This window comes from Verrucomicrobiales bacterium (genome assembly GCA_016793885.1).
GTDB lineage: Bacteria > Verrucomicrobiota > Verrucomicrobiia > Limisphaerales > UBA11320 > UBA11320.
This window is the reverse complement of the sequence record JAEUHE010000149.1, coordinates 1-18678: the sequence shown is the minus strand read 5'-3', so window position 1 is coordinate 18678 and position 18678 is coordinate 1. Positions and strand designations below refer to the sequence as shown.

Sequence of the window (18678 nt, the reverse complement as noted above, 5' to 3'; positions counted from 1 at the left end):
CTGGATCCTGAGGCGAAACGCAGGCCGTGACAAGCACGGAACCGCGCTGAGACTGTTACGGACTCGTAACCGAATAGCAGTGAAGCTGCCACTCACTGTCTACAAATTGAACCACACGATGAGTGGGACACCCGACTGGGATTCTGGGCTGCTGGATCTTCTCTGGCGGCAACTGACATCGCTCCGTTCAGACCTTGAGCAGGCGGAACGGCGGGCGGAACGTCTGCTGCGCCAGGTGCATCCTACCCAGTTGGCCAGTGCCAAGAATTTGGTGCACTATCTCGCGATGCGCCAGCATGATTTGCGCAGCTTGCAAGAGGGGTTGGCCGCAGTGGGGCTATCATCCCTGGGAAGAGCTGAGTCTCATGTGCTGGCGACTATCGACTCAGTCATCGCTATCTTGGAAAGTTTGCTCTCGAAGAAGCGCCAGACCGCGGTTCGTTCGCTAGAAGTAAGTTTTCGGGAGGGCCGATCTCTGTTGAAAACGCGGGCGGAGGAGTTGTTAGGCCGAAAGCCTGCCCCGCGATTTGTCCGCATCATGGTGACGATGTCTGAGGAGGCGGCGACCTGCCCGCTGTTGATGGAGGAATTGCTCCTGGCAGGAATGAACTGCCTCAGAATCAATTGTGCCCACGATGATTCCCGGGTCTGGTCGCAAATGATTCAGAACCTGCGGCAAGCGGAAACCAAGGTGGGTCGCAACTGCCGGATACATATGGACCTGGCCGGACCCAAAATTCGGACTGGCCCCATCGAGTCCTGTGACGCGGTCATTAAGTGGAAACCTAGTCGCGACGCCATGGGGCGCGTGGTAAAGGCCGCGAAGATCTGGATGACGGTTGATGATCACCCTGAGCCTCCATCCAGCAACGCCGCTGCGACAGTTCCTGTCCCGAAGGAATGGTTGTCGAGATTAAGAGTCGGCGATGCTGTCCGTTTCACCGATCTGCGCGCCAAGCGCCGACTCTTGGTGATCGTGGCCCGTGAGGGAAGTGGATGGTGGGCCGAATCGAGCAAGACCGCGTTCATTGGAGCTGGGACCAAACTCCGCCTGATTCGGGGGACAGACGATCGTAAGCAGAAGCGGCCGAAGGAATCGGAAACATGCGTGTCGGCGCTCGCTCCGGAGGGGCAACCGATCGTGCTCAAGGTCGGCGACTTGCTGCACCTGAGCCGTTCCCTCAGGCCCGGACGGCCTGCTCGCGTTACACCCGGGGGGCGAGTCTCCCGTCCAGCGAGAATCGGTTGCACCGCTCCAGAGGTCTTTCTGGATGTGAAGGCCGGTGAGGAAGTTTGGTTCGATGATGGGAAGATCGGTGGCATCATCGAGTCAGCACGTCCGGATCGGCTCAAGGTTCGGATAGTGCATGCCAGAGCGAAGGGCGAAAAACTCTGGGCGGACAAGGGCATAAACTTTCCCGGCAGCCGTCTCCGCCTTCGGGCCTTGACCGAGAAGGACGTCGAAGATCTTCCCTTCGTGGTCACAAACGCGGATCTGGTGGGTTACTCCTTTGTGCAGACGCCTGCCGACGTTGAGGCCATTCAAGCCCAGTTGAAGGGTCTCCAGGGAGAGCGCCTGGGGCTTGTACTCAAAATCGAAACCCGTAGCGCTTTCGAACAATTGCCCTACTTACTGTTGGCTGCCATGAGCTGTCCGGTGGTGGGAGTGATGATCGCCCGCGGGGATCTTGCCGTCGAGTGTGGTTACGAACGATTGGCGGAGATACAGGAGGAGATTCTTTGGGTTTGCGAAGCCGCCCACATGCCGGTGATCTGGGCTACTCAGGTGTTGGAGAGTCTCGCCCGCGACGGTCTGCCCTCGCGCGCGGAGGTAACCGATGCCGCTATGGGTGTTCGTGCGGAGTGCGTGATGCTGAATAAGGGCCCACAGTTGGTGGCGGCGGTACGAGCCTTGGATGGTATATTGCGCCGGATGGAGGCGCATCAGAATAAGAAAGCGTCGATGCTGCGATCCTTAGAGGTGGCGCGGAGTTTCAACCCCGTCATCCAACCAGGACCACGCCGAGTTCGCGACCCTCGTCCCAAACTGGTGGCATCGGCACTTTCGCATGGCAGGGGCGTTCACTTCGATGCCCATTAGCCTAGAACCGGAGATGGACTCACCACGGATTGCACGGATAACACGGATTCAGAAGGCGTTGTGACATTCTTGAGCACGAGTTCGCACTCCCTCTCAGAGTGATGAGGGTCTGGCCTCCAAGTCTTTGCGGATCCGTGGCATCTGTGAAATCCCGTGGTTTCCATTCTCCTGCTTAGGATTAGGAGGCGCTTCCCCTCTCTACCCCAATTGACCGGATGGATGTTTTGCTTTGGGCGGGGATGAACTCGTACAAAAAACAAGTCCGGCCGACGGCCGCTTGAAGAAGTCCGGGTCCAAGCCCGGGATCGAGGCGGCCATCAGCAGGACGATACGTGATAGACGCCGCTGCCCTCCATTTATCACGAGGATCTTCGTTACAATTCTGTAACGAAGGCCTCGGTACCCGGCAGGACCCTGCCCCGCCGCTCGGCATCCCGGTGGGCCCCCGCCTGGCCCAACCAGCAAAAAGGCCACCTCCCTGAGGAGGTGGCCTTGCGATTCGGTCGGGCTGCTAAAGCAGTCCGATTAGTAGGTGATCGTCACCGTGTTGCCCTGAACGGTGATGCCCTTGATGGTTACCGCCGATTCCGAGCTCACACGGTAGAAGCGGGCCGATCCGCTCACCGCGACGCTGATGGTCTTGGCAGCGGGGTCGACCGTGGCCGATGCTTCCTTGGCAAACGGCCCATTTACCGAAGCCGAGCTAAACAGTTCGGTGGTCGAGACGTCGTCTGTGGGGATGGTCCCGGCCACGAGTCCGGCGATCTGCGCCGTGCTCAACGGGCTACCGAACACCATGAAGTCGTCCAGTTTACCGCGTGTCGCCGGGGTGGTCGTGCTGTTTCCGATGATGACCTCGGTGTAGTCTCCCGGCAGAGGCAGCGTGCCGGTGCCTTCGAGGAAGAGTTCACCATCGATGTAGATCCGCTTCACCGAGCCGTCCTTGACAAAGGCATAGTGGTGCCAGGTCAGGAAATCGAACTCGGCCGATGCGGTCTTGTTGATCCGTTGGTCTCCGCCGCAGCAACCCGCGGTGTCGAAGTACAGGGTCCGATCACTCCACGGCGTATGCCCGGAAATCCCGCGTCCACCCCCCGAGATGGGAGATTGGAACCAGAATCCGAAGCTGCTTCCGACGGTCGTGAGCTGTTGCCAGTAGGCGACGGTGACCTGATTCAATGCGCCAAGGGGCTGAGCCCACACTCCGTCGACTCGAATCTTCTGCGAGCCGCCGTCGGCACCGAAGTCGACGGCGTAGTCGCCAGATTGGCCGGTATGACCGGCGGCATCCTCGGTATAGACCACACCGCTCTCCAGAGTTCCCGTGAGGCCTTGAATGCGGTCGGTCGCCAGATCTGCTGCCGAGGGATCGTTGAAGTCCCAGTGCGCCATCAGGTTGACTTTACCAACCTTAAGAGGCGCGGAATCTGCCGAAACTGGCGAGAAACCGAGGGTGATCTCCAGCCCGTCATTGAATCGATCGCCATCGGTATCCGCCTTGTTGGGGTTGGTCCCGGGGTTGGTGTTGTCCAGGAAGACGCCGGTGTTTGTTTCGACGGCATCGCCGAGACCGTCGGCGTCGGAATCCACCGAGTTGGGACTGGTGCCTCGGTTCGAATTGCTAACCCAAATGCCGGTGCCCGTTTCGACCCCATCCTGCAGCCCGTCGCCGTCAGAATCCGGATTCTTAGGATCGGTTCCCGCTCGGAATTCTTGAAGGTTCGTCGCTCCATCGGAATCTGGGTCGTTGCTCGCATCCGCCGGCGAGTTCAGATTCAGGCCGAACGCATTTTCCCACAAATCGCTCATCCCATCACCGTCGGTATCCGCGGAGAGCTGCGTGGGCAGCAACGCGCCGCTCGCGAGTGCCGCGATCTCGGCGGGATCCAAGGCCTTGGCAAAAATCGCGAAATCATCGATCAGTCCACGAGCGCTGTTAAAGCCAGGCCCGCCACCGATATACGCTCGATCGAAATCCACCGGGAGCTTCGCCGTGCTGTTCCCTTCGAGGAAGAGCACGCCGTCAATCCAGATCTGCTTCTTGCTGCCGCGTTTCACAAAGACGTAGTGATGCCAGACCGAGAAGTCGAACTCGGCATCGACCGCTTGGTTGATCCGCTGAGTGGCAGCATCGCAGCATCCCGCAGTGTCCCAGTAAATGTTGCGGTTGCTCCAGGGGTTGTGAGTGGCAGCTCCACGGCCTCCTCCCGATGATGGAGAATTCAGCCAAGCGGACATGGTATCCGGTGTCTCGCTGAGGGATTGCCAGTAGGAGATCGTGATGGCATCGCCCACTCCAGCTGCAGAGGCGAACTGTCCGGGAGCCTCTGCTCTCGCCAGAGTTCCACCCAGGGTCACGAGGTCAAGGGCACGGTCACCTGCCGCACCCGTACGACCGGCGCTGTCGGCCGAGAAGTCGGCGTTCCCAGTGAGGTTGGCCACCAGGCCGTGAGCCTTGTCGGCGGTCGAGCCAGCCACGCTCGCGTCGTTGAAGTCCCAGTAGGCTAGCAGGTTGACGTTGTCGACCTTGATCGGAGTGGCGCTCGACTTAGTGGGATCAGATCCGAGCTGCACCTCCGCTCCATCCGGAAACGTGTCGCCATCGCTGTCCTTCAGCAGCGGGTTGGAGCCCGTGTTGCTGGCGCTCACGTAAGTGCCGGTTCCCGTCTCGGCTCCGTCCTGAACACCATCCCCATCGGTATCCGGGTTGAGGCGGTTGGTGCCGGTGTTGTTGGCATCCACAAACACACCCGTCCCGGTCTCCGCTCCGTCCTTGGCGCCGTCCCCGTCCGTGTCGGGGTTGTTGGCCGCGGTGAAGGCCAGATACTCCTGCAGATTGTTCAAACCATCGGCATCCGCATCCAGATTGCCGTCGGCGACTGCCTTGTTGAGCCCGTTCTCGTCCTCATACCAATCGGGAACTCCGTCCCCATCGGTGTCCGGCGAAAGCGCATCCGGCGAGATGCTGCCTGAGGCTAGGGCTACGATATCCGCTTCGTTCAGTCCGCTGCCGAAAACTGCGAAGTCATCCAACCAGCCTCGCATGCTGTTGGCACCACCCACTTCCGCCCCCATGAGGAATTGCGTGAAATCGGTGGGGAGGGGCGCCGCACTGTCTGACTCTGCCAGCTTCACGCCATCCATCCAGATCTCCTTGTGCTCCCCGCGCTTCAGCAAGGCGAAGTGATGCCAGGTGGTGAGATCCGCCCCGCCGGCGCTGATGTTCAACCGTTGTGGGCCACCACAGCAGCCGGCGGTGTCAAAATAGATCGTGCCGTCGCTCCAGGTGGAATGCACTTGGTTGCCGCGGAAGTTACCCGAGCTGGAGGGAGATACCATCCAGTAGGCGGAGCTGGCTGCAACGGCGGAGAGCTTCTGCCAGTAGACCACGGTCATGGTGTCCGCCGCGCCCGCGAAGTTCAGCCAGTTGGCGTTGTTGACGAGAACATACTGACCATCGCCAGCGGCCTGGCCTAGATCCATGGCGTAGTCGCCCGCCGCACCGGTTCGGCCTTCCGCATCGGCGCTATAAACGGCGCCCACGAGCTGGCCGGGGAAACCACGTAGCTTGTCCGCCGTGGAGGTTGAAACGGCCGGATCGTTGAAGTCCCAAAGCGCAAAAAGCTTGGGAATGTCCTGGGCTTGGCTAGGTAAGCTCGCTCCGGCAGCCAGCAGCAGGCCGAGGCAAGCACGCCTGGCTCCCGCGACAGATCGTGAGGGGTGATGAGTTTTCATGGGTTTCTGGTTACTTATTTGGGTACGCCCATCAATCCCACATCCCCTGCCTGTGGCCATGACACTACGTCAGTGCCTGCCGCAATGGCAGGTTGAATCCTGGATTCGAGGGGCTGATGGTTCCGGAATATGGGCAACCGTGGGCGGGGCGGACAAGAAAAAAGACGCGGCGGGTGGAAAAGGGGGGTGTCATTCGATTTGAGGTAGGGAGAGACTCCGTCGAGCCCTGATGGGCCCACGGTCCCCAGCAACACATTTCCAAGGGGATCGCTTTCCTGATCCGTGAGATCCGTGCCATCCGTGGTTAGTCCATCCCTGGCTTCAGGGTTATCTCCGCTCACTTTCTCCGGTAAAATGCCGATACCTCCACCGGACCAGCATAGGCTGGAAATGACCGATTTGACCCCAGAGAGTAAGCAAGAATGGACATTTCTCCAACACCGTGGGTAAGGTCCCGTAACTCCCAAGCCGAGCCTGTGCCACGACGTATGCGCTATCTTCAACCTGCTTTATTCCTGCGGTTACCCAACTGGATGCTGATTGTCCTTACCGCGACGGTCCTGGGCTTCCATCCCGTGGTGGCGGAGGTGATCATCACCGAGTTCGTGGCCAGCAATGATCATGGCCTTAAAGACGAGGATGGAGCCTCTTCGGATTGGATCGAGCTGCAGAACCAGGGACCTGGACCGGTAAATCTAGCGGGATGGTTTTTAACCGATGACGCCGGTGCTCTCACGAAGTGGCGTCTGCCTTCCACGAACCTCTTGGTCAACGATTTCTTGGTTGTTTTCGCCTCCGGGAAGAATCGAACTGCGGCCGGATCGCCCCTGCACGCGAACTTCAGTCTGTCGGCCAAGGGCGGTTACCTCGCTTTGGTGAAACCGGGGGGCGTTCTCAAAGCCTCGGAATTCAACGCTTATCCGCCCCAGGTTCAGGATGTCTCCTACGGTGTTCGCCAATCGGTTGAGCGCACAGTCTATGTCACCGATCAGGCGCCGCTTCGCTATCGGGTTCCGTCCGATGGCACTCTGGGCGACACCTGGACCTCCCCCGCGTTCGACGATTCCGCCTGGCTCATTGGAACCAACGGGGTCGGCTATCAGCGATTGAGTTCCGGGTTCGCGGTTCGATGGATCAAGGCCAGCCTGGCGGTCACGAACCTCAACACTGCCGAGGCCGTCCTTACCAATGCCGCCCTGAAGGTTTCGCAATCGGCGGAAAATCGGCCGACCATCAACTACCTGGGCACCGGCAACTCGGGACGCTATCGCCTGGACGCACCGTTTCCGGGAAGCGTCGCCACCAATGTGAATGTGGATGACTTTGTCCTGGAGGCCACGGGCATGCTTTCTATTCCGTCACCTGGTTTTTGGACCTTCGGGGTGCACAGTGATGCTGGATTTCGCCTGACGGTTGGGAACTTTACCGTGTCGAGCAATCGCACGACCGCTTCTGAAACCTTGGCGGCCTTCAATTTCGGAGTCGCCGGAGACTATCCCGTGCGCTTGATGATGTATGATCGTCTGGGGGGCTCGGAGGTCGAGCTTTATGCGGCCGCCGGCAACCGAACGGCATGGAGCAGCAACGATTTCGCCCTGGTGGGTGACGCGGGTCGTGGGGGATTGCCGGTGCGGTCCACTGTGGTCGTGGAGAATCAAGTGATTGCCTACGCGCCACTGATCCGAACCGACTTGGCGGATTCACTGGCCGGGCAAAGCACCACGGTCTATCTGCGGATCCCTTTCGCAGCGACGGGTGAGGTGGGGCAGCATTCGGGACTGGCTCTCCTGGCCCGCTACGACGATGGCTTCGTTGTCTCCCTCAACGGCACTCCAACGGCCTCTCGATTGGCGCCCCTCGCTCCCGTATGGAACTCGGCCGCGTCGGCTGCCCGAAGTCCGTCTTTGGCCGTATTCCCGGAAACGATAAATCTAACTCCCCACCTGGGTCTTCTCAAGCCCGGGGCGAACGTGCTCGCCATTCAGGGGCTTGTTCGCTCCAGCACCGATGCGGAGCAGCTCTGGACCGGAGAACTCGTCGGGTATCGTTATGCCAACAGCACGAATCAATACTTCGCTCAAGCTTCTCCGGGAACGTTCAACGAAGCTCCGGGGTATGCTTTCGTCTCGGATACCAAGTTCAGCCACGACCGCGGGTTCTACGAAACCAATTTCAGCCTGAGCATCACCTGTGAAACCCCGGGAGCTGTGATCCGGTTTACGACCAACGGATCGCCGCCTTCGCTGACCAACGGTTTTGTCTACTCCTCCCCCATTCCCATCGCCCGCACCACGACCATCCGCGCGGCCGCGTTCGCCCCAGGCTTCACGCCCTCCGCGGTCGACACTCACACCTACCTCTTCGTGGAGGATGTGGTGCAGCAGTCCCCCAATCGTCAGACGCCTCCCGGCTGGCCTGCAACTTGGGGGGCTAACACGGTTGATTATGGAATGGATCCCCGAATCGTGAATCATCCGGTCTATGGCCAGACCATTCGCGAGGACCTCAAGAGCCTTCCGTCATTCTCGATCGTCATGAGGCTCGACGATCTCTTTAACGCGACGCGTGGGATCTATGCCAATCCCAGCGAGGATGGAGCCGCTTGGGAGCGGGCCATGTCGTTGGAGCTGATCTATCCGGATGGACGCAAAGGATTTCAGGTGAACGGGGGGATCCGATTGCGTGGTGGGTTCAGCCGAAGCACGGACAACCCCAAACATGCATTCCGCTTCTTCTTTCGCGAGGAGTATGGAGCGGCGAAGCTGAATTTCCCGGTCTTTGGACCCGACGCCGCCGCGAGCTTCGATAAGTTCGATCTGCGAACCTTTCAGAACTATTCCTGGGCCTTTCAGGGAGACGCGCGCGGGTGTTTTATTCGCGACGTCTTTTCGCGCGACACCCAACTGGCTTTAGGACAGTCCTCAGCACACGGAGACTACTATCATCTTTACATCAATGGCGTCTATTGGGGTCTCTACAACACCGAAGAACGCCCCGAGGCGTCGTTTGGAGAATCCTACTTTGGGGGTAAGGAAGAGAACTACGACGTGGTCAAGGTGGAGGCTGGCCCCTACACGATTAATGCAACGGATGGCAACATGACCGCCTGGACGAATCTTTGGAAACAGGCCGAGTTGGGTCTGGCAACTGATGCCGCTTATGAGCGGATTCAAGGGAATAATCCCGACGGCACGCGCAACCCCGACTACCCGGTTTTATTGGATGTTGGAAATCTCATCGACTACATGCTGGTGATTCTTTTCGGCGGAAACCTGGATGCCCCCATCTCCGCGTTTCTGGGCAACAATTCTCCCAACAACTGGTACGGGATGCGGGATCGGGAAGGAGAGGGTGGATTCCGCTTTGTGGTTCATGACTCGGAGCACACCTTGCTGAACCTGTTTGAGGACCGCACCGGCATCCATCGGCAAGGGACTGGCTACGTCATTGATTTCGGCGCCGGAGCGAGTGTCGATACGAGCAATCCGCAACGGTTGTGGTTCAAATTGCATTCTAATCCGGAGTTTCGGCTGAAAGTGGCCGACCGTCTGCAGAAGTATTGCTTTAACGGAGGGCCGCTGACGGCCGAGGCGGCCCGGGTTCGATTCCAAAGGCGCATGGCGGAGATCGAGCGGGCGGTCATTTGTGAATCGGCGCGTTGGGGGGACTCCAAGCGCCCGACGGCCCCGTTTACGCAGGCTGATTGGCGGGCGGCGTGCGAGACTGTGCTCAATGATTTCTTGGTCAATCGGACCACCGTGATGATGGATCAGTTGATCGCCGACGGCCTCTATCCGGATCTCGCTCCTCCCGTGTTTAGTCAGTTCGGCGGACTGCTCCCCCTAGGCGGGCTTGTGAGCCTGAGCAACCCCAACGGCGAAGGGACTATTGTCTACACGCTGGATGGATCGGACCCACGCCGACGTGGGGGGGAGATTGCCGCTTCGGCCACACCTTACTCGACGCCCATTTCCCTGTTGGGCTACACCAAGATTCGCGCACGGGTTAAGAGTGGATCGAATTGGAGCGCCCTGGTTGAACCTGAGTTTTACGCTGATCAAGACTTCTCCGCGCTGCGGTTGACTGAGGTTATGTATCATCCCGCCGATCTCGGAGATGTTTCGGGCGATGAACTGGAATTCATCGAGCTCAAAAATGTCGGGTTGGAGACGTTGGATTTGACCGGGTTTTTCTTCGGCTCGGGCGTGACCTTTGAATTCGCCGCGGGTACCGCGGTCTCGCCCGGCCAGTTCATCGTTCTGGGTCGCAACCAGGCGCTGTTGGAGTCACGTTATCCCGGGCTGAAAGTGACGGGGGCGTACGTCGGGCGTCTGGACAACGCAGGCGAGGCCCTGACGCTGAGTCATCCGGTGGCCGGGGCAGTCTGGTCTTTCTCTTATGGGGATCGAGCACCGTGGCCGGTGACTCCCGACGGTCTGGGATTTTCCTTGGTGCTAAAGGATCCCGACGCCCGCACTGGCTTCAACCATCCCCTCGCCTGGCGGACGAGCAGCCTCCCCGGGGGCTCCCCCGGGAAGGACGATCCGGCCAACACGATACCTCCCATTGTCATCAACGAGATTCTGACCGCGGGCTTGGGGAACCAGACGGATCAAGTGGAACTCTTCAACCCAACGGCTTCCTCGGTGAGCCTCGCGGGATGGTGGTTGACGGATGACCCCGCGGTCCCCCGCAAGTTCCGCTTCCCCGCCGGGGCGTCCATTGCTGCAGGCGGCTTCACGGTTCTGAGCGAGGCTCAGTTCAATCCCAGCCCAGGTTCGCTCACGAGTTTTTCGTTCAACAGCGAAGGAGACTCGGTTTACCTATTCTCTGGCGATGCCAGTGGCGAGTTGACGGGCTACAGTGATGGATTTGGATTCGGCGCCGCTCAGAAGGGCGTGTCCTTCGGACGATACCTTACCAGCATTCCCGAGGTGCACTACCCCGCCCAGGTCGCGCACAGTTTCGGGGCAGTCAATTTGGGACCGCAGATCGGTCCGATCGTTATCTCCGAGGTCATGTATCATCCGCGCCCAGGACAGGATGAGTTTGTAGAGCTGGGAAACATTTCGAGCCAGCCTGTGCTGCTTTACGATGCGGCGTATCCGACCAACACCTGGAGGTTGAGCGGTCTTGGTTTCTCGTTCCCAGCCAATGTGACCTTGTCGCCTGGGGAAACGCTCCTGGTGGTGGGGATCGAGCCGGATCTCTTCCGTGCCAAGTACCGGGTGCCGGCTTCCGTCTCCGTGTTCGGTCCGTGGACCGGCGCGCTACAGGATGATGGCGAACGACTCGAGCTATCCATGCCCGGGCAACCATCCACCAATGGAGTTCCTTCGATCACCATCGATACCCTTCGCTATGCGCCCCAGGTTCCTTGGCCAGCGGCTGCTAATGGTCAAGGGCCTTCTCTCCAACGCGTTCGTCTCGATCAGTATGCTGACGACCCGGCTAATTGGTTTGTCTCGGGAATGTCGCCCGGCCGAACGAATCGGGTCAATCAGCTCCCACAGGTCAGCCTGACTTCCCCAGCGGGCGGATCCATCTATACCGCTCCCGTAGACCTCACTCTGACAGTGTTGGTAGGCGACTCCGATGGCGAGCCGGTGCTGGTTGAATACTTCGTCGATGGGCAGAAGATTGGTGAAACGAGCACCAGCCCCTTTGATTTTCGGTGGATGAATGTTCCCACCGGTTCCCTAACCATCACCGCTCGAGTGACTGACGATGGCTTTTCGAGCGCCCTCTCTGAGCCGCTGCAACTGCGGGTCAATCCGGCCCCGCCGGGCAATGGCATTGGTCTCAAGGCGGAGTACTTTACCGGCACGCGTCCCGGATCGACCCGGGCCCGGCTGACGCGGGTAGATCCGGTGGTGGACAACCATTGGGGCGCTGGCTCGCCGGCGTCGGGACTACCGGTGGATCAGTTCTCAATACGGTGGTCCGGATTTGTGCAGGCGCAGTATTCCGGCGAGCACAGCTTCTTTACGATCTCCGACGACGGGATTCGATTGTGGATTAATAATGAGCCGCTGGTCGATAACTGGACGGACCATGGCGACACCGAGAACAGCGGAACCATCAGCTTGATCGCGGGACAGCGGTATGAGCTGCGTCTGGAATATTACGAAAACGGTGGCGGAGCGACGGCTTCGCTGGCGTGGTCGGCACCGAATCTCCCGAAACAAGTCATCCCCACATCCCAGCTCTACCCCATCGCCGGTGAACTGGAGTCGCCCTTGCTGCTGACTCCTCCGCAACCGCTGGCGGTTGCAGTCGGTGCTTCTGCCAGTTTTAGCGTCGCGGCGGTCGGAGTTGGAACCCTTCAATACCAGTGGCGGTTCAACGGAGCTCCCATCAACGGCGCAACCAGCAACGTGTTCACCATCGCGAGCGCTCAGCCGACGAGCGAAGGGAACTATGACGTGGTCGTGCGCGACGATCTCAGGTCAGAAACCAGCCCGGCGGTGTCGCTCCGGACCTTGACCAAGCCGGCTGTGATTCAGCATCCGTTAAGCCTTACCGCGGTGGAGGGCGAGACCGTGATCTTCGTCGTCGAAACCACGGGGGGAGAACCGTTGACTTATCGGTGGCGAAAGGGAGCAGCTGCGGTAACCAACTATCTCGAGTTTCTCAGCTCCGCATTCTACGTCATCACCAACGTGCAATCCGGCCATGGAGGTTTCTACTCGGTCAATGTGTCCAATCAGGTCGGAGTGGCGACGAGTTCATCGGCGTCCCTCACCATCCTGTCCGACGCCGACGGAGATCATATGGCGGATGTTTGGGAGGTGGCGCATGGGTTGTCGACCAGCACCGCGGCCGATGCGGCTTTGGACCCCGATAACGACGGAATGAGCAATCTTCAGGAGTATCTGGCGGACACGGATCCGAACGATCACGAGAGTCAGCTGCGGTTGAGTGCCGTTGCGGACGATGCCGGGCGGGTGATCCTTTCGTTTGTGGCCCGGTCCAACCGAACCTACACCGTCCAAGTCAGTGCGCAGACCGCTGGATCCTCGTGGAGTAATTGGGTCCATTTGCTGCCTCGCAGCACGAATAGAACGGAAGTCCTGGCCGATCCCGCTTCACCGGATCCTGTGCGCATCTATCGGTTGATCACACCCTGGCCGGTCTGGCGGTAATGGTCTCAATGGACTCTCGCCCCACCGTGTGACGATTGGGGGTAGGGAGAGACTCCGTCGAGCCCTGACGAGCCCACGGCTCTCGAGGCAGAGCTTGAAGCCGCCGCTGTCGGTCTCTAGTTTCTTCGGCAGTGAAACTTGCGCTGATTCGACGTCGCTTTTCCTCCGTAGGAGGAGCGGAGCTGTACGTGCAGCGCCTCGTTGCCAGTTTGGCAGAAGCTGGTCACGAGCTTCATTTTTTTACCGAAGAGTGGGATTCGCCTCCGGAGGGAACAAGGGTTTATCTCGTGTCAGCCAGCGCATCGCGAGCTTTGCGTAGCGTCGGTTTCGCCGAGCAGGTCGACCGCAGGCTTCAATCCCAACGCTTTGACTGTGTGTTCAGCTTCGAGCGCACGCTTCGGCAGGATGTGTATCGCGCGGGAGATGGGGTGCATCGTGCGTGGCTGAACCAGCGTCGGCGCTTTGCCCCCTGGTATCAGAAGCCCTTCACTCAATGGGGTGGGTTTCACCGCAACATGCTGGCGTTGGAAGCCCAGACCTTCGACCCCAGCCGCACCCGACGAATCATTGTCAATTCCGAGATGGTGCGACGGGAGATCCTGGAGTTCTTTCCCTTTCCGGAGGAACGCATCCATCTGGTGCGAAATGGCATCGATGTCCCGCGATTTCAGAGCGGCCGTCGTGACGAGACGCGCAAGCGCTTTGGTTTTACTGAAAAGGACTTCGTGATTCTGTTCGTGGGGTCAGGATGGGAGCGCAAGGGGCTGAAGTATGTGCTGCAGGCTGTGGATCAGTTTGGAGTCAAACAAGGCCTTGAGATCTTGGAGAATGAATGGAACGGGGAAGGTAAGCCGCCCCGTCGCATGGCCAAAACTCCCGTCAAGTTGTTGGTGGTTGGCAAAGGGCGTCTGCCCTATTTGACGTCGAAGGATTTTGTCTTTGCGGGTGCGATGCCGGATGTGGAGAACGCTTACGCTGCCGCGGATCTTTTTCTGTTCCCCCCCATATACGAGCCGTCGGCAAACGTCGTGTTCGAGGCCATGGCCGCGGGTTTGCCGGTGATCAGTTCGGTTCAGAATGGCTCGTCCGAGCTCATCGTTGAAGGGGTCAATGGCACCGTGGTTTCGGATCCCTCCAACGTCCCCGGACTGGTGAATGCGATCGCCTATTGGTTTTCCCAGCGATTCATGCTGCGCCCGGTGGACTCAGACCAGCTCCGCCTGGAGCGCAATGTGGAGGAGACCCTCCAAGTGCTGGAGTTGGCAGCCTCCGAGCGGCGAAAGGATTGAGAGTGACGAGTGACCCAGAGAAGGGCACGGCCTAACCCGATGGTCTCACACTAAGCCACAAAGGCGCGGAGAGGAACCAACTGGGAAGCAGGAAAGGTAACCACGGATTTCACGGATGACTCGGATGGGAAATAATTCATGTGCTCAGGGATCCTGTTCCTGATCCGTGTGTTCCGTGTGATCCGCGGGCAACATCTCTCCCTCCCCCTCGTGATCGTGATCGTAATCGTAATCGTAATCGCCCCCTCCGTCGGAAACTCGTCCCTCGTCCCCCCCCCAGTCATCGGAGCAGATAGTTCCCGTCCAGCCCCAGCACCCATTCCGCACTAGCACTTTCGATACTCCTGCATCATATTTAGATAGCTCGAAAAAAGTTTTGAAAATATTTTGACAAATGGGGGGGGGGTACAGATTAGGTTGATTCCAGAATCAAGAGGTAAAGATGCAATGAGCGTCCGGGCTTTGACGCTGCGCACAATTCACATCACGCATGTCGCTCTTACAAGCACTGATCCAAGATCCGGTTCGGATGAACGTGTATGTTGCGCTCAGGACCGACGGTCAAGCCGGGGATGGTACCGAAGCGCAACCTTTTGACGGGTCCGTCCTGCAAAACCTATCGCCGCCGGCCAGTGTGACCGTTGTAAGGACGAGCTCCTTGGATCCGACTATTGCAACCACGGCTGTCGCAACCACGACGGTTGACCACGGCTATGAAAGCGGCGATATCATCCTTCTAGAAGGCTTTTCGACAAGCGCAGCTTATCAGATTCTGGGGGCTTTTTCGATCACCAAGACTGGAGCGAAAACCTTTACATTCAGGACCTTCGTGCCTGCAGATGCTACCACTGCTGGTACATACTCTGGAGGTACCTGCCGCAAGGACCCATATCGGTTCGATGCGGTGATGCGGTCGTTGTCGACACTGGGACCTATTGCGGTATGGCTGGGACCCGGGACCTTCGAGACCAAGGGAAGCGAAGATTGCTTGGGTGGGGTTCTAGCCGGTGGACAGCCAGCCGCCAGTTGGAGACCGTGGTCGGGGCTGAAGATCAGGGGCTCTGGCATGCGTGTGACGACCTTGAAGCTGGTGCAGGCGGCGTTTCTTAATCGACCTTATTATGCCATTGGACGTGCGACGATGACCTTGGCTTTTCAACCCTTGATCGCGTTCAGCGCTGAAGATTTCACCATCGATTGTAACATCGCTGGACAGGTGAATTCACAACTTTCCTGTGCCGCGATCTTCATCCGAGGGAGTCAGACGCGGATCCGGAGAATTCGAGTGATTAACTTCGGACGACAGGGTAACCCGGTTCCCAATACTCAGGAATGTTTCGTGATCGGGGTCGGTGGATCTGAATACATCACCAGTCTGACGGACGGACAGCGCTACAACTGCGTTGTGGAGGAATGCGTGATTGAACAGCCCGGGCTCAGAAGTGTGCGGGAAACGACCTGCCTCCATCTGTTCAGTAGCCGAGCGGCTTTGTCCCGGGGAGGATCGCCGACGGTGTATAACGGTTTCAGCGCCTTTAACCGATCGTGCGTGTTCCGCAATAACTACGTCAACTGCGAGTACGTGGAGAATCCGGTTTCTATTGGGTCCCTGGTGACTCCCGCGACGGGAACGCAGGCCACGGTGACCACTCGAACGTCCCACGGACTCTCAGCTGGGAATTGGTTTCGACTGTATGGCGCTTTCTACAATAATGGCTACGACAATGACTTTGTAGGCTCGTTTCAGGTCGACGCGAGCCCGGTCCCCACTGCCACCACCTTCAGCTACACTCCATCGGGCAGCATCCCTCGCAATACTTCACCCATGGCTGGCAGCCAAATGTGGTTAGGCAGATTTCCGAGCATGCGAGTGGCGGTGAGCCAAACCACGCCATTTCCCAGCCTCACACAGATCACGACCACACCGAACGAGTGGGAATTGACGGTGGCAACTGAGACTGCACACTTCTTGCTCCCCGGTAGCACCGTAGTGATAGAGGGAACCAAGCCCGCTGCCCCTACCTCTGGGGATAATCAAACCATTAACGCTGAATGGACCGTTGTGGCGAATGGGAACGGTCTGACTCGAAGAGGATTCAAGTGTAGGCGGATCTACGCAACGGGGAAGGACCCTTCCCTCTCCGGCACACTTTCCGACCTCACACAGGGTGCTTGCGGAGTTGTTTTCCAAGCGCTTGCTATGTCTGGAGCCACGTCTTCAGTCATCGAAGGGAATCAGATCTCCCACTGTCAGTCTGCGGGTCCCTACAACGACACGGCCGCGACTGGAAGTTTGGTGATCCGGAACAATCAGTTTAGGTGGGTGCGACGGGGGCCGAATTACAACATGGGACGGAATTCGAACACCGAACTTGGGGCCGCTCCACAGGTTTCCGCCTCTTCACTTGAAGCTCTAGCAGGAGAAACATTCGCCACGTTCACCGTAAAGCATTTGGATAATACAGGTGGTAGTCCCAATCCGGTCGCTGTTCCGCATGGCCTGGTAGTAGGCCAACCGATAGCTATAATAGGGGCAACAGTGGGTGGCGTTCCTAGCGCGCTTTTCAACATCATCTCCACCGTTCGGAGTGTAAGCCTCGATAATAATTCGTTCACGTATGCCTTGAACACCATACCGATGTTTAATGTGACGGCTGACAACCCCACACCCCCCACACGTCCGCCGGAAGTGATTTCATGCAATTTCACTCGAGACCTTTTGATTGAGAACAACGCGATCGAGCTCATTCCCACCGGGGTTTCGTCGTCGCAGCGCTCGATTGCCATCAGGTGCCTTGCAACCCCTACTGGGCCGTTCAATCCGCCTGCTCCGGATCCCTATGTTCCCGATAGATTCAGGGCCTTCGGGAATGTGCAGATCCAGAATAACCTAGTGCGGTACGTGACATCTCCAGACGGATCGTCATTGCCTGGAGATGTATCCCAAGACAAGGCAGTGGACCTAGCTTACGTCATCAATGGCAATGTTGAGAACAACGTGATCGATGTAGCGAATCAGCTTCCCATGAGCCATTGGCGATCTAACTCAGTTGTATATTTCAATAATCGCAAGTCATCCGGGCAGCTGATTCAAGGGGCCCTGCAAGATCCGGCTGGCTCGCCATTCTATCCGGTCCAAGAGTTGAGCACGTTGATTGAGGACGCTATGGCACTAGCGCTTTTGTAGGTAATGTATGAAGACACTTCGTTTGTATTATTTCGGGCTGGTTTGTCTGCTCTCCGCTGCGCAGAGCTTCGCTGCCTCTCCTCCTCCGTGGTTCTTTGCACCAGTTGTTCCTAAAAACCTGAACGAGACCACCGAGGGAGCAGGAGCCACGGTTATCCCATTTGGCACTTTTCCATCCCCTAACTTTCATGAATGCGAATCGTGTCGATTTCAACAGGTCATCGCTGCAAGTGAATTCAGCGAGGGACCGCAGGAAAATGGCTTTATTTACTCTATACTCCCCAGGGGGGATACTTGCAATCAGGAGGGCACTTCACTCGATGGCGTCGTGATAAGGCTCTCCACGACTTCGAAGGAACCGGACAACCTCTCGCTGAGGTTTGCTGAGAACATCGGTCCGGATGAAAGGGTTGTGCTTCGAGGCTCGGTTGGCGTATATGGAGGGGGCGACTGTGTGGGTGGGCCGGCAAGGTTCCTCAACAACTGGTGGATTCTCAGCAACTCCTTTCCTTATTCGCCACTGAAAGGCAACCTGCTAATCGATATCGAATACTCAAGGAAGATGCCTGATTTCGATAGACTTGGGCCCACGATGGACGCGCAAGCAGACCTCGCAGATGGGATATCGATGATTTACGGGTGTCCAAACACCGCTGAAGTTGCAAAGGAGGCTCTGACCACGGGGCTGATTTTTCAGTTCTTTATCGTGCGACCTGCGTTGACTGTGCAGGATCAGGCAGACTCGATATTGCTGAAATGGTCTCACAGGCTTCCTCACTTTCGTCTTCAAGCTGCCCAGGTTGTTGGAAACAGCCTCGCTTGGAGCGACTACGGGACGGAGGAGTGGCCCAATGATTTAGACACTAATTATGCAACCCTCAAGAAGTCCGCATTGGGCGATACCCGCTACTTCCGCCTTTACTCGGATTCTCCGGCACCATCCCAGCTCCCCTAGCCCCACCACACCATGTCACTGCTTGATGCCCTCCTCCTCGATCCGCAACGAACCGACACCCTTGTCGCTCTCTGCAACGATGGCCAATGAATCCTGGAAGTCGTCCGAAAGGTAATACTTTACTTTGAGGTGGCCCCAATAGTCCGGCCACTTGGAGGGTTAGTTAAGCTATGGTGGCTTGGTGTGGGAAAGGTGTAGTCCATCAGAGATGGAGTCTCAATGTTTTAGTTTCGGTGTGTCGTTGGAGATTTGGAATTTCGGCTGCC

The 18678-nt window shown here is 58.2% G+C and carries 6 protein-coding genes; 5 read left to right on the top strand and 1 reads right to left on the bottom strand.

Features of this window, described 5'->3' with window-relative positions; translation table 11 throughout:
- Positions 1 to 79 precede the first annotated feature (79 nt).
- Positions 80 to 2101, top strand: a complete 2022-nt coding sequence (locus tag JNN07_16590; protein ID MBL9169360.1) for a hypothetical protein — start codon at positions 80 to 82, stop codon at positions 2099 to 2101.
- A gap of 525 nt (positions 2102 to 2626) precedes the next feature.
- Here the strand turns inward: JNN07_16590 and JNN07_16585 are convergent.
- The gene (locus tag JNN07_16585; GenBank protein ID MBL9169359.1) at positions 2627 to 5836 is read right to left on the bottom strand and encodes a hypothetical protein; all 3210 of its coding nucleotides are present in this window, start codon (positions 5834 to 5836) and stop codon (positions 2627 to 2629) included.
- A gap of 488 nt (positions 5837 to 6324) precedes the next feature.
- On the opposite strand from JNN07_16585, the gene JNN07_16580 reads away from it, so the two are divergent.
- From JNN07_16580 to JNN07_16565, 4 genes are all read left to right on the top strand, one after another.
- Positions 6325 to 12981, top strand: coding sequence for a lamin tail domain-containing protein (locus JNN07_16580; protein MBL9169358.1), 6657 nt, complete (start codon positions 6325 to 6327; stop codon positions 12979 to 12981).
- Between the two features lie 131 nt (positions 12982 to 13112).
- Positions 13113 to 14270, top strand: a complete 1158-nt coding sequence (locus JNN07_16575) for a glycosyltransferase family 4 protein (protein MBL9169357.1) — start codon at positions 13113 to 13115, stop codon at positions 14268 to 14270.
- A gap of 490 nt (positions 14271 to 14760) precedes the next feature.
- Positions 14761 to 17457, top strand: coding sequence for a hypothetical protein (locus JNN07_16570; GenBank protein MBL9169356.1), 2697 nt, complete (start codon positions 14761 to 14763; stop codon positions 17455 to 17457).
- Between the two features lie 7 nt (positions 17458 to 17464).
- Entirely contained in the window at positions 17465 to 18412 is a 948-nt protein-coding gene (locus tag JNN07_16565) for a hypothetical protein (protein ID MBL9169355.1), read from the top strand.
- Positions 18413 to 18678 lie beyond the last annotated feature (266 nt).

What these genes read in the sequence shown, in the direction of transcription:
- JNN07_16585 (MBL9169359.1), bottom strand. Translation starts at nt 5,836, where the DNA reads ATGAAAACTCATCACCCCTCACGATCTGTCGCGGGAGCCAGGCGTGCT.
- JNN07_16580 (MBL9169358.1), top strand. Translation starts at nt 6,325, where the DNA reads ATGCGCTATCTTCAACCTGCTTTATTCCTGCGGTTACCCAACTGGATG.
- JNN07_16570 (MBL9169356.1), top strand. Translation starts at nt 14,761, where the DNA reads ATGTCGCTCTTACAAGCACTGATCCAAGATCCGGTTCGGATGAACGTG.
- JNN07_16565 (MBL9169355.1), top strand. Translation starts at nt 17,465, where the DNA reads ATGAAGACACTTCGTTTGTATTATTTCGGGCTGGTTTGTCTGCTCTCC.